Annotated in this window: 13 protein-coding genes; 7 read left to right on the top strand and 6 right to left on the bottom strand. The window is 40.7% G+C overall.

Annotated elements, in window-relative coordinates:
• Nucleotides 1-150: 150 nt before the first annotated feature.
• From AUF14_RS14310 to AUF14_RS14300, 3 genes are read right to left on the bottom strand one after another with little or no spacing between them, the layout of a single operon-like run.
• Nucleotides 151-1,182 carry a zinc-binding alcohol dehydrogenase family protein gene (locus AUF14_RS14310; protein ID WP_049221271.1) on the bottom strand — a complete coding sequence of 344 codons (1,032 nt, stop codon included), beginning with the start codon at nt 1,180-1,182 and terminating at the stop codon, nt 151-153.
• Between the two features lie 26 nt (nt 1,183-1,208).
• Nucleotides 1,209-1,865, bottom strand: coding sequence for an NAD(P)H-dependent oxidoreductase (locus AUF14_RS14305; RefSeq protein WP_049221275.1), 657 nt, complete (start codon nt 1,863-1,865; stop codon nt 1,209-1,211).
• Nucleotides 1,866-1,877: 12 nt separating this feature from the next.
• Complete coding sequence (locus AUF14_RS14300) at nt 1,878-2,966, bottom strand: L-dopachrome tautomerase-related protein (protein ID WP_049221277.1); 1,089 nt, start codon at nt 2,964-2,966, stop codon at nt 1,878-1,880.
• A gap of 274 nt (nt 2,967-3,240) precedes the next feature.
• Here AUF14_RS14300 and AUF14_RS14295 point away from each other — a divergent pair, with 274 nt between their 5' ends.
• Nucleotides 3,241-3,603, top strand: a complete 363-nt coding sequence (locus tag AUF14_RS14295; RefSeq protein WP_049221280.1) for a winged helix-turn-helix transcriptional regulator — start codon at nt 3,241-3,243, stop codon at nt 3,601-3,603.
• A gap of 62 nt (nt 3,604-3,665) precedes the next feature.
• Here the strand turns inward: AUF14_RS14295 and AUF14_RS14290 are convergent, their stop codons facing one another.
• Together AUF14_RS14290 and AUF14_RS14285 are read right to left on the bottom strand one after the other, a co-directional pair.
• A complete protein-coding gene (locus AUF14_RS14290) occupies nt 3,666-4,631 on the bottom strand; it encodes a helix-turn-helix transcriptional regulator (RefSeq protein ID WP_049221283.1) in 966 nt (321 codons plus the stop codon).
• A gap of 65 nt (nt 4,632-4,696) precedes the next feature.
• Nucleotides 4,697-5,851, bottom strand: coding sequence for a CapA family protein (locus AUF14_RS14285; RefSeq protein ID WP_049221284.1), 1,155 nt, complete (start codon nt 5,849-5,851; stop codon nt 4,697-4,699).
• A gap of 273 nt (nt 5,852-6,124) precedes the next feature.
• On the opposite strand from AUF14_RS14285, the gene AUF14_RS14280 reads away from it, so the two are divergent.
• The 6 genes from AUF14_RS14280 to AUF14_RS14260 all read left to right on the top strand — a co-directional run bounded on the left by AUF14_RS14280 (nt 6,125) and on the right by AUF14_RS14260 (nt 11,524).
• Nucleotides 6,125-6,517 (top strand): YbaN family protein, encoded by a 393-nt coding sequence (locus AUF14_RS14280; RefSeq protein WP_048718136.1) that lies wholly within the window; start codon nt 6,125-6,127, stop codon nt 6,515-6,517.
• Between the two features lie 396 nt (nt 6,518-6,913).
• The gene (gene wecB, locus AUF14_RS14275; protein WP_102866100.1) at nt 6,914-8,059 is read left to right on the top strand and encodes a non-hydrolyzing UDP-N-acetylglucosamine 2-epimerase; all 1,146 of its coding nucleotides are present in this window, start codon (nt 6,914-6,916) and stop codon (nt 8,057-8,059) included.
• 1 nt (nt 8,060) lies between these two features.
• Nucleotides 8,061-8,927 carry a nucleotidyl cyclase domain-containing protein gene (locus tag AUF14_RS14270; protein WP_016181725.1) on the top strand — a complete coding sequence of 289 codons (867 nt, stop codon included), beginning with the start codon at nt 8,061-8,063 and terminating at the stop codon, nt 8,925-8,927.
• A 13-nt stretch (nt 8,928-8,940) separates the two neighbouring features.
• Entirely contained in the window at nt 8,941-9,081 is a 141-nt protein-coding gene (locus tag AUF14_RS22555; RefSeq protein ID WP_164872404.1) for a hypothetical protein, read from the top strand.
• On the top strand, nt 9,081-10,394 hold the full coding sequence (locus AUF14_RS14265; protein ID WP_049221290.1) for a glycosyltransferase family 2 protein: 1,314 nt from the start codon (nt 9,081-9,083) through the stop codon (nt 10,392-10,394). Before AUF14_RS22555 ends, AUF14_RS14265 begins: the two co-directional genes overlap by 1 nt.
• Before the next feature lie 11 nt (nt 10,395-10,405).
• Entirely contained in the window at nt 10,406-11,524 is a 1,119-nt protein-coding gene (locus tag AUF14_RS14260) for a glycosyl hydrolase family 8 (RefSeq protein WP_049221293.1), read from the top strand.
• A 32-nt stretch (nt 11,525-11,556) separates the two neighbouring features.
• On the opposite strand, the gene AUF14_RS14255 is transcribed toward AUF14_RS14260, so the two are convergent.
• Nucleotides 11,557-12,408: an arginase family protein gene (locus tag AUF14_RS14255; RefSeq protein ID WP_049221359.1), complete on the bottom strand. Its 852-nt coding sequence runs from the start codon at nt 12,406-12,408 to the stop codon at nt 11,557-11,559.
• Nucleotides 12,409-12,458: the final 50 nt, after the last annotated feature.

Genomic DNA, 12,458 nt, shown 5'->3' with positions numbered 1-12,458 from the left:
TATCGGAGAAACCCCACCGAATTAGTATGAAATCGGTTTGGTCTTAGCAGCATTCGCTTTTGCTATCTACTATCGTAGGAAAAAAGTAAGCTAAAACGAATAAAACAGGTCCTGAAATCCCTTCAGAACCTGTTTTTTTATTACATTTCTTTAAAAGGGACCACTAATAACGACTTTTCCTAGCATGTGACCGGACTCCACATCCTTGGTAGCCTGTTTTAAATTCTCTGCATTGATTCCTGTATCATAGATTTTGCTGACAGTAGGAATAATAATCCCTGCATCAGCTAGTTCAACGATCGTTTTTAAGGCATTGCCTTGTGATTCAAGGTCATAGCCAAAGTCGGTCTTCGCGAACATATACTCCCAATCGAAGGATACCGATTTATTTTTCCACTCGGCAAGCTCTAACGGTTCCTTGATTCCAACAATTGTTCCTACATGACCAAAAGGATTGATCATGGATTTGATGATATCTAGATACTTCGTGATATCAAATAAAACGGCAATATAATCAAATGAGTCCGTTCCGATTTCTCTAAGCTGCGCTTTAAGATCCTGATGGTAATCTAACGGATGATCGACACCGACTTTTTTCAGCCAGTCAAAATTCTTAGGATTTGAAGTAGCGAATACTTCTAGGCCAGCCCATTTTGCTAATTGATTCAAAATAGAACCAACTCCGCCGGCACCATTGATCACTAGGATCGACTTTCCTTTTGCTGAATCCTTTTGAGGCACGATATTAAATTTGTCGAATAGTAATTCATACGCTGTCAAAGAAGTTAAAGGCAATGACGCTGCCTCTTCCTTCGTTAGTTTTTCAGGAGCTAACGCCACTATTCGTTCATCGACAATCTGGTATTCTTGATTGCTCCCATGGCGTGTCGTTGTTCCCGCGTAAAAAACATGATCTCCTACCTTAAAGTTATCTACTTCATTCCCGACAGCCGCCACTTCACCAACAGCATCAAAACCAAGTACCCGAAGTGCATTACTTGTTCGTGCCGTTTGACGCAGCTTCGTATCCACTGGATTGACCGAGACAGCTTGAACCTTGACTAACAAATCTCTTCCGACAGCTTTAGGAATTTCTTCCTTCGTATCAATAAAGCTGTTAGGATCATCAATTGGCAGTCCCTCAAAAAAACCTATAGCGTGCATCATTTCTTTTTCAGACATTATTATCGGCCTCCTATGATTTATGATTATTGAATCACTTGGTAAACATCACTTAATTTTTGGCGCTTTTTCTCTGGAATCTCTTGGTCTCTGTAACCAAAACCAGCCATATAAGAAACACCAAATTCTTCTGGATCAACATAGCTTTTTTCAACTAAATACTGATCCACCGCATCTTTATTGAAGCCTTCGATCGGGCAGCTGTCGATATCCAGATACGCGGCAGTTGTCATCATATTGGCTAAAGCAATATAGGTTTGTTTTGACGCCCAGTCGAATAGTTCTCGCTCTGAGGACAGATCAAAGTCATTTTTTTGGAAATTATTGAAGAAAATCGTTTGCGGAGATTCTTCTGAATAAGGAACGCCAAAAACATCCTCAACCATATGTTTGACATGCTCACTATTTCCAGTCAGATTTTTTCTAGCTAAGACGATTAAAAAGTGACTGGCGCCGTTCAAACTATTGCGAGCGCCCCAAGCGATCTCTTGCAGCTCGTCCTTGACTTGCTGGCTTTCGATTAAAAGAAACTTCCAGGGTTCATAACCGAAGGAGCTTGGTGATAAACGACCAGTTTCAATGATCGTTTCCCAGTCCTCGTTGCTAATTTTCTTACTTTTATCGAATGCTTTGGTAGCAAAACGGTGTTTGTGTGCATTTAAAATTTCTGCTCTTTTGTTCATGTGTTTCTCTCCCTACTTAGATTTAGCCGGCTTTTTGCCAATGAAGATCCGGAATAAGCTATATGGTTTTTCCCGCAGGTCTTTGCCATAATGGAAGCCCGCTTGACGTTGTAGCTGATTACTATTGAAGTACAAGTATTCATCCGGACCAATCGATAAAGTGTCCGGCCATAAAATTCGCGGATCGTGAGCGATGGTTTCCATTGTACCATCCGTATAAATCGCGCGAATCCCATTATTTTCGTAGTCACCAGCATAGATGGTCCCGTCAATTGCAGTAATCATGCCATCAGAGGCTCCCTTTTCTCCCCAGTCCTTGACGTGTGCTTCTAGCGCATCGTCTTCGATTTTTTCATCAAAAATGAAATCTGTCTCAATGGAATAAAGATGACGACTTGATAAGGGACTATAATAAAGCAACTTGCCATCTGGTGATAAGGCGATTCCATCCGCGGCTACCTGCCAAGGAGAAGTCTCACCATTTTCGTCACGATTCATTAAGATTTCCCCTTCAACTTTCGGTAGAAAATCTGGATCTACCGCTGTCGATGGCGTTCCATCTAAAATTCGGAAGGCATTTCCTGTATCCAACTCAACCACAATAATTGCGCCCGGTCCGGTAATCGATGAATCGGTAATATAAGCGACGCCTTCTTTACCGCGACGAAGATCGATACGGACATCATTTAAATAGGTCGAATCCAATACCACTTCTTTGCAAAAGGTGTATACACGACGAATCGTGTTTGTCGTAAGTTCTACCGCTACTAATTTAGCAGCTCCTTCGACCGGAACATCAAAATTTGGCGCAGCTGTATCTAAAATCCATAAGGTTCCTTCTCCGTCAGCAACGATGCTTTGGACACTTAAAAAGCCTTTTTCTGGATTCGCTGGATCAAAGGTGTTGGCTTCTTTGCTTGGATAAGGCACCAATTCTCCATCAACGATCTCAACAACTGTGGCTTGAACATCATCGCCCCATTCAGGGAAATTAATAAAAATTCTGCCTGTCTCACTGACACTTACACCTGTGGGCATTTCACCGTAAAACGCATGAACTTGTTCTAACTCACCAAAATATTTTTCTGTAGGTAATTCCATCATATCCTTCTCCTTTTCATTCTGCACATGATAAACACTAACAGGCTGCCGAAATTTTCTTCGCATAGTTTGGGGAAGCCGCCTGTTTTGTACAGCTATCATAAAACCAGCGTCTACAAATGTAAATTAGGGAATTTTTTTATACCTATGACTTTTTTTAATTTTTCTTGTCCTTCGTTTTCGGAGATAAAATAATAGACGCCTGTTTTCGTCTGCGTTAAAAAGATAGTATTAAATTAACAATGACGGCCACAGTCTATGAGGAGGGACCAACATGGTTCGAAAAATTTATAATTGTGAAGAAGGTTGTTCTGTCGAATCCACGCTTCAGCTGATTTCAGGAAGATGGAAAAGTGTTCTATTGTATCATCTTATTTTTGAAGGAGAGCACCGCTATAATGAATTGCAGAAAAAAATCCCAGGCATCACTCGCAGAATGCTCTCACTGCAATTGAAGGATTTAGAGAGTGATGGGTTGATCAGCCGCCAAGTTATTCAAGAAAAACCCTTGATGGTTTCTTACCACATCACTGACTATGGCCATTCATTAAAGCCGGTCATCCAAATGCTGCACCAATGGGGAAATGAGTTCAATCAAATCAACAACGGAACATTGGAAGAAGAGTGCTTGATTTGAAATTAGTCGTTATACATAAAAAAACAGCGGAGTTGACTAAAAATCAACTTCGCTGTTTTAGCTTATTTTTTGACTGGTCTTACATATTTCCAAAAGCGTTCTGGATCATGATAAAAATAGATTACTCGTCCTGGCGTAGTGTCATAGTGATAATCGGTGTTGGAAAAATCGAAGTTTGCCATTGCTTGCTCTACTTTTTCCTCGACACTGCGATTTTCCTGCTCGTAATTAAACGGACCGTGTTCAAAAACCAGATACTCTGCTTCTGGAACATCCAGCATCCGCATTTGCTCTGGTACCTTTCCTTGATAATCAGCAGGTAAACGAGCGCCGTAGCATTCCGATCGCAAAAAGCCCCAGTCACAAAGGCGTCCTTCTAAATCGCTGATATACGCCATCACTTGGCCGCTGCTGCTGTCAGGTTTATGACCGCCATTATCATCTAGCTTTCCTTTGATACTATCCAATAAGCCGCTGATCGTATCACAATCCTGTCCGGGAATCCGACTTTGCTTCTCCCAAAAATCCCAATAGCCATTACTCTGATTGTTTTTGATATACAGAAACTTATGGGCTGGGATCGTCACAAAATACGTCTTGATATCGTCGGTAGATTTCACCATGCCTATCTCTCCTAATCCTAAAAAGTAGCGGTCAAAAGAGCTGATTCTGGTTCGAAGTACCACCGGCTTCGGCTCCCTGCGATACTCACTGGGAGAGACCCCATACATTCTTTTAAATGCACGGGTAAAGGCTTCATGCGAGGAAAAACCATAATCAAAGGCGATATCCAAAAAGCTTTTCTGCTTGTCGCGAACTTCCTTTAACGCAAAAGCTAATTTTCTCTGACGCAAATAATCACGAAAGGACATCCCAGAAATTTCCTTAAATTTCCGCGTCGCGTAAAAATCAGAGTAGCCCATTTTGCGAGCAAGTCTCCGCAGTGTCAATGCTTCATCATTGTAGCCTTCGATACAGTAATCAATCTCCTCGACGATCTGTTGGATCTGCCGCTGCCATTCATACATCCTTCCACCACCCTGTCTTTAGTATAGAAATCAGGAAAGCTTGTCGCTTGATTTGACTTGCGGTGTTAATAAACAATCTTTACTTTGTCATTCATGATCTGCTTTGTTCGTTCGATAAAATACTCACGGGACAAATCCTGCCCTTGATTGACATGGATCATATGCTGATTGGCTAACTCGTTTGTATAATCCTTTAGCGCATAGGTTTTGTACGTTTGATAATTGTCGCCAATATACGTAATGGTCGGCCAAAATTCGACCTGTTCGATCTTGACATCTTTCTGTTTTTTATTGTAATCAATCGTCCAGCGGCCCATTCCGCCCAGCATACGATCATTTTCTGCTTGAGAAGAAATGAAGTTTCCTAAAGAATACATTACTAACGTTTGATTCCCTGATTTTCCTGTCAGATAATCCATCGGCTGAATCACATGGGGATGTCCCCCGACAATTACATCCACGCCAGCATCGCTTAATACCTGTGCTAAATGCGTTTGCTCTTCATTCGGAGTAAATTGATATTCTTCTCCCCAGTGCATACTGACGATTTGCACATCACTTTCCTTCGTTAATTCCTCCATATCCTTTTTGATTTGTTCCTCATCAATCAGATTAACGAGATAGTCTTTGCCCTCTGGCAGGGGAATCCCATTCAAGCCAAAAGTGTAGGACATAAATCCGACATTGACACCCTTGATCTTTTTGACCTGCAGTCTTTTAGTCTCAGGTGATTTTTGTGACCCTGTCACAGTGATATCAGGATATTTTTCCAAATACTCTAATTGTTTGATGATCCCTTCCTCGCCTTTGTCCATCGTATGATTGCTCGCCGCAGACAACCAATTGTAGCCCGCCTGATGCAGCGAATCTAAAACCTGCGTCGGACCATTAAAAGTCGGGTATCCTGACAATCCTAACTCTTCTCCTGCACAAATCGTTTCCAAATTAATATAGGAAACATCTCGATCCTCGTTCAAATAGCGTGTTGGTTCATACATCTCATCAAAACGATAGGTGCCCTCGGGCTGTCTGAGATGATCATAGATATAATCATGGATCAAATTATCCCCTACCGCAGAGAAGGTCAGCTTTACCCTATTACTTGTTTTGGGTTTCGATGCCTCTGAAGTTTTATTTCTCGTCTCGTTTTCCGCTTCTTTGCTCCCGCACCCTCCGAGAATGACTAACACCAACAAACTAATTTTTAAAAAGCGCTTCATAATCTGGTTCCTCTCCCTTTTAGCCTTTACAACGAACAAATGACTCCCTCAACATTACACAGTTCTTTTAACTAAAATTTTACGGCAAATGACTCGATAGATAAACTTTTTTATTAAAAAAAGAAATAATGAAAATGATTTTGTCTTCTGTTTATTCAGCTTCTTTTTGAATCTAGCAGAATATTTTTCCGTTAAACGATTGCTGATTCATTTCATTTATCATAAGATTAGCCCGTAAGCATTTTCTTTCAATTCATTAATGGAGGCAAACTTGTGAAAAAAATCATCTATTTTTCTTTTGGTGCGATCACATGTGCACTAGGAACTTTGGGAATCTTCCTGCCCTTTTTGCCAACGACCGTTTTTTACTTGCTGACGGCCTTCTTTTGGCTGCGTAGTTCAGATAAATATTACAACAAATTCATTCAATCCTCTTTTTATCAACGAACTGTGGATGAGCCGATCCTCAAAAAGAAAATCACCAATGCTGGGATGGTCAAAATGTTTTTAATGATCCTTGTAGTCTTTCTAATCCCAGGATTATTAGTGGATAATACACTGATGCGAATTTGTTTAGCGGTGCTATACCTCGCTCACGTCATCGGATTGACCTGGTATCTGCGGGGGAAAAAAGATACAGTAAAAATGAGCGATTCAAGTAATTAAGCGACCCGCTGCCTCAGAAATAGACGGTTATTCTTTTTGGGGGATATAAAGAGCGATACACATTTAAATAAAACAGATAAAAAGGCTGCTCAAAAACCAAACTACAAGCTTGAAGCGCCTTTTATCTACAGTCTGACAAGAAGATCGGTTTCTTCTTGTTTTTTTGTCTTTATGTTATTTCCTTTGCTTCCCTTATCTTGTGAAACATTCTTAAAATATCGAGTGTTCTTAAAAGACAAAATGACAGACGTTTTCTATACTAGGTAGGAAATAAAAATAAGTGAATGAATGTTTATATTCAAATGAATTGGCTCACAATTATAACTGATGAGTCTTATTTTTTGCTTAATATAGTCTATTCTTTCATAAACATTAGACTTTCGCAGGAGGAATATCATGAGAAAAAAAGTCTTCTTAGTCTTTGGAACAAGACCAGAAGCGATAAAAATGGCTCCTTTGGCCAAACAATTAGCTGCGGATGCACGCTTCAACGTAAAAGTAGTCGTTACTGGGCAACATCGAGAAATGCTTGATCAGGTTTTGCAGACCTTTGGAATCATTCCTGACTATGATTTAAATATTATGCAGCAAGGACAAACCTTAAACGAAATTACCAGTCGTGTCATGGAAAAATTGACCGCTGTTTTACAAAAAGATCGTCCTGATATTTTATTGGTTCACGGAGATACTACAACAACCTTTTCAGCAGCCTTGAGTGCTTTTTACCAGCAGATTCCAATCGGTCATGTCGAAGCTGGCCTGCGAACATGGGACAAATACTCGCCTTTTCCAGAAGAAATGAATCGGCAATTAACCGATAGTCTAACCGATCTTTATTTCGCACCAACACTCAAAAGCAAAGAGAATCTGATCAAGGAAAATCATTCGGAAAAGCATATCTATGTCACGGGAAACACCGCTATTGATGCAATGAAGAATACATTAGATGACCATTACGAAATTCCAGTTGAAATTTCAAAAGGTCAGAAACGGATCGTCTTAATCACGATGCATCGGCGCGAGAATCAAGGCGCACCAATGTATTCTGTGTTCGAGGCGATCCATAAATCTGCCTATGATTATCCGGATACTCAATTTATTTTTCCAATGCACAAAAATCCAGCAGTACGAAAGGCGGCAAAAGAAATATTGGGCGAAGCAGAAAACATTTCGTTGATCGAACCTTTAGATGTAGTTGGTTTTCATAACTATGCTAAACAAAGCTACTTGATTTTGACGGATTCCGGCGGGGTTCAAGAGGAGGCTCCTTCCCTAGGGGTTCCCGTATTAGTCTTGCGTGACCAAACGGAGCGTCCAGAAGGAGTTGCAGCAGGCACGCTCAGATTGGTTGGAACAAAAACGCAAGCTGTTTACGAAACTATCAGAGAATTATTTGAGGATTCCGCTGCCTACGAGAAAATGTCAAAAGCCAGCAATCCTTATGGTGACGGAAAAGCCAGTCTGCGAATCACTGAAGCAATCGCTCATTATTTTCAATTAGCAGACCGCCCAGAAGATTTCAGCCTTCAAGGAGAACAATGATATGAACTATTTACGAAGAATTCGAATCGAGTGGATGTCGATCTTACTAGCCGCTGTCTTCTTGATTCAAAATTTAATTTTAGATGATCGTTTTGGATTTGTTCCTGTTGTAACCCTCTCCCTTTTAGCCTTTTTAGGGCTATTGGTAGGCTTTTTAGGCAATACGATTACCGTCGCAGTTTTTTCTATGCTGGTAATATCTACAGGAATCTTTCTTTTATATTACACTCCGATCCTAATGCCAAATCTGCAAAAAGTCTATTTGATCATTGTCATTCCAGTCTTTGCTGTTTTGGGTCTGATGGCGAAAAACAGCGTGCTGTTCAATCAACGCATGAATGCCTTCCAGCCAAGAATGCGCCATTATTTGACGACCCTGAATGAAACGACAGGTTTGTACAATAAAGGAGAATTCGAATCACGCTTTGAAAAATTTAAATGTGCCATGAATTTGTATGCTAAAACTGGTCGTGGTTTGGTTGTCTCCTTTTATACTGTTGACTTCATTGAACAGCTAAAGTATCAAAATGATCAGGCGACAGATCAATTATTGCAGGCGTTGGCCCAAGAATTAGTTGATATTCGACTACCTGAAGAAGATCAATTTTATTTAGGAAATGGAACCTTCGTTGTCATGTCTCCAATTTATCAATCAGGTGACAGCCTTGAGTTCATCCAAGAATTGAATAAGATTACCAAGATACAATTCTCATTATTTCCCTTCAAAAATGCGGAGCGTTCACAAAATACGATCATTCGTTTTGGTGAGATTGTCATTGAAGGCTCTACAGAGTTGACCGCCGAGCAAGTAATCAGTCGCGTACAACGTCGCTCTGAGGCTGATTTGACCGATGAATACATTTTATAAGGAGGAAAAACAGATGGATCAATTACTCAATTATTTCTTTGAAGCGAGCAAGATTGTCACGGGGATTTTCTTAGTTGCCGCGATTGTCTTATTTTTCTGCTTATTGATCATCAAGGACCGAATTTGGCGTTACTTTAGGAGGCGGGATTACTAATGAGTACGATTTTATTAATGTTTGGGGTCATCTCAATCTGGTGCTCGCTGCTTATTACCTTGGTCATTCTATTTGGAGCTGTTTATTTCTTACTAAAAAATATTCGTCCACCGAAAAATCAATTAGAGCCCCTCAGCTCCTACCCGCTTATCACGATTGTGGTTCCAGCACATAATGAGGAAATTGTCATCCAAGATACCGTAAAGGCAATTTTGAGTATGAATTATCCTCGAGAAAAAATGGAAATCCTAGTATTTGCGGATAATTGTGACGATGAAACTTATGATCGAGTTCATACCATCTTTCAGCAGCCAGAGTACGAGGGCTACTATTTAACTAAAGTAATCGACCGTAGAGGGACTGGAGGAAAAGCCGGTGTCTTGAACGATTCCTTAAAAATCGCCCATGGGGAATACCTCTGTGTCTATGATGCAGACGCCATGCCAGAGCAAAATGCGCTCCATTTCTTAGTGGAACGAGCTTTGGAAGACCCAGACCGTTACGGAGCGGTCTTTGGCAGAAATAAAACAAGAAATTATAAACGTAACTTTTTGACCCGTTGTATTAATTTGGAAATTGTCACTAGCCAACGAATTATCCATACAGGCTTATGGCAATTATTTAAAATTGGACAGATCCCCGGTACTAATTTTATTATTCAAACGGAGATGATCCGGGAAATGGGCGGTTGGGACAATGGCGCCTTGACTGAGGACACCGCATTAAGCTTTAAAATCATGAAGCGCGGCAAATTGATCGCTTTGGCTCCACGTTCCGAGGCCTTCCAGCAAGAACCAGAGACTTTATCCGTTTATTACCGACAACGGAAACGTTGGGCTAAGGGAAATTACGAGGTTATCGTAAGCAATCTCAAGGATATCTTCGGCGTCTCCAACTGGCGCATCCGTTTACAAAGTATCTATTATTTCAATACATTCTTTTGGTTTACAACGGCGATTATTCTATCGAATATCATGTTTGTCGCCAACCTAGTTGCAATGCTTCTGCATATTTGGTTTCCTTCGGTCAATGCGATTTTTACCTTTGGCGGAAGCAATCGGCAGATCGGCGCTCTTTTACTGGTGAACTGGGCTTTAATGTTTGCGATCTACTTGCTGCAAATTCAATTGGCCTTATCTAGTCAGTTTGGGCAGGCGACCGCCGCGAATTTCTTTTATGCCATTGCATCTTACTTTACCTATTCCCTGCTATTCATAGGCATTTCCATCGTCTCATTTTTTTCCTATATAGGAGATAAAATGTTTCAACGTGAAAGTAGCACTTGGTATAAAACAAAACGTTTCGATAATTAGGAGGCAATTTTATGCGCAGACGTCCTGCGATTATGTGGTCACTATTGGCGTTGCTTTTTTGGGGCTATATCGCAATGGTACTATTTAATATAAACGACAATCAGAAAAAATTAGAGAAGTCAGCTTATCAGCAATGGCACTCTACTTATGCGAAGGAAAGCTCTGTAGGAACCTTTGTCAAAACAAATCCCAAGGAAGAAATCGATATCTCACTGTCTGAAGGACATGGCTATGGCATGCTGATAACCATGGAAGCTGTAAAACGTGGTTGGGCTTCTGAAAAAGAGTTCAATGAATTTTACCAATACTACAAGAATTTTCAAATCAGTAAGGACAATCCACTGATGAGTTGGCAACAAACCTATGAAGCAAACAAACAAATAAAAAAAGAAGCAACGAATGCTACAGATGGTGATCTAGATATTGCTTATGCTTTAATCGAAGCAAGCAAACAGTGGCCCAATAGCCAAACGGACTATAAAGCCGCAGCGAAAAAGCTGCTTTCAGGAATAAAAGCGAGAAACTATAATTCTACCAACAAATTATTAACTGTCGGTGATTGGGCTACAAAGGATTCTGACTCCTATAACTTGATTCGACCATCGGATATTGTTCCCAGCTATTTTGATACCTTCGCAACATTTAGTGGTGATAATTTCTGGCGAACGCTTAAGGAAAGTTCAGTAAAGACACTGGAAAATTTAAGTAATCAGCACAAAACCGGATTGCTTCCAGACTTTGCTTGGGTAGAAAAAGACACAGCCACTCCGGCGAAAAAGAATCAAATCGCTGGAGCTAATGATGGCAACTATGGCGCCAATGCCTGTCGAATTCCTTGGCGACTTGCTAGCTCGAATGACAAGGATGTCAATCAAGTTTTAAGCAAGATGATGAACTTCTTCTTAGAAAAAAATACGATTAACGAAGGCTACACTCTATCAGGGAAGGCCTTATCATCAAGCCAGTCTAAAAGCTTTTCGGCACCAATTCTATACGCCGCAAACCAAAAAGAAGCCTATGGCAACCTGATAAATTCACAAGGTTGGGTAATAACCGATGGACTTTCTGGCGAGGATTACTACGGTGATACCTTAACAACGCTGATAACTCTGCAAATGAACCCAAAATAAAGACAGGAAGAGCGCTTCTTCCTGTCTTTTCTTCATCGAAAAATCTCAAAATCATACAAAAGATTCTTTAGGTTTTGAACATCCCATGGCAACAGCTCCGCGATGGTCAATCCAACGATCTCGCTTTGCTCTGCAATAGCTTCCATGGTCTCCTTCACTTCTAATAAGGACATCTTTCCGGCTGCAGCAGAATACTCTGTGACTCCAGGTTCTGAAAAATACAACATCCGAAATTCATTAGGATCTAACACATCCAGGTCAAAATGAATAACTACTTTGGTAAACTGTTGTTTTCTTAGCCACGCCTGGATTTCGTTAGGAGCAATCCGCGCTTGATCTTGCACCTGATAATCTATTCCCAATCCTTCCAAAATCGCTTTTTCATCTGAGGTTGGTGTTTGAAGCCCAACATATAAAATATCCTTGGCCGCAAACGGATGCTGAACCTTCTCTGCTAGTACAGGATCACCAGCCTTCAACAAATTTCCCAAAACCATTGCATGTTCATTGTAAAAAACATCCGGCGTTGAAATATCTGGATGAGCGTCGAGCCAAATAATCCCTAATCGCTCCCCATATTTTCCATGCAGGTAATCAAAAGGCGCCTGCGAAACTAGACAATCGCCACCTAAAGTGATGATTTTATCTGGCTTCTCCTCTTGAATGATCGCCATTGTCTGGTCCACATTCTCAGCCACAATACTTTGAGCGGTCACACCATTTTCTCTTGTCAGCGGTTCTTCATACTCAGGAATAGGGACGGCGATTTCTTTGTGCTCCAAATTTTTCGGCACCAAAAACGAAAGCAAATCTGAACCAAGCGAGTAGGTTGGATTATTTCCACCCTGCCATTGAGGAACTTTTAAACGGATTGTCTTGATCAATGGTTTCTCTCCTCTACCTTTTTTATTTTCTCTTGCTTTCATCTTACCTT

Source organism: Enterococcus avium (assembly GCF_002891025.1).
GTDB lineage: Bacteria > Bacillota > Bacilli > Lactobacillales > Enterococcaceae > Enterococcus_A > Enterococcus_A avium.
The sequence above is the reverse complement of the archived record's forward strand: the minus strand, read 5'-3'. Positions and strand labels throughout refer to the sequence as shown.

Bases quoted from the DNA above. Each gene is read 5' to 3' on its own strand.
- AUF14_RS14300 (WP_049221277.1), bottom strand. From the start codon at position 2,966: ATGGAATTACCTACAGAAAAATATTTTGGTGAGTTAGAACAAGTTCAT.
- wecB (WP_102866100.1), top strand. From the start codon at position 6,914: ATGAGAAAAAAAGTCTTCTTAGTCTTTGGAACAAGACCAGAAGCGATA.
- AUF14_RS14305 (WP_049221275.1), bottom strand. From the start codon at position 1,865: ATGAACAAAAGAGCAGAAATTTTAAATGCACACAAACACCGTTTTGCT.
- AUF14_RS14260 (WP_049221293.1), top strand. From the start codon at position 10,406: ATGCGCAGACGTCCTGCGATTATGTGGTCACTATTGGCGTTGCTTTTT.
- AUF14_RS14285 (WP_049221284.1), bottom strand. From the start codon at position 5,851: ATGAAGCGCTTTTTAAAAATTAGTTTGTTGGTGTTAGTCATTCTCGGA.
- AUF14_RS14270 (WP_016181725.1), top strand. From the start codon at position 8,061: ATGAACTATTTACGAAGAATTCGAATCGAGTGGATGTCGATCTTACTA.
- AUF14_RS14290 (WP_049221283.1), bottom strand. From the start codon at position 4,631: ATGTATGAATGGCAGCGGCAGATCCAACAGATCGTCGAGGAGATTGAT.
- AUF14_RS14295 (WP_049221280.1), top strand. From the start codon at position 3,241: ATGGTTCGAAAAATTTATAATTGTGAAGAAGGTTGTTCTGTCGAATCC.
- AUF14_RS22555 (WP_164872404.1), top strand. From the start codon at position 8,941: ATGGATCAATTACTCAATTATTTCTTTGAAGCGAGCAAGATTGTCACG.
- AUF14_RS14265 (WP_049221290.1), top strand. From the start codon at position 9,081: ATGAGTACGATTTTATTAATGTTTGGGGTCATCTCAATCTGGTGCTCG.
- AUF14_RS14310 (WP_049221271.1), bottom strand. From the start codon at position 1,182: ATGTCTGAAAAAGAAATGATGCACGCTATAGGTTTTTTTGAGGGACTG.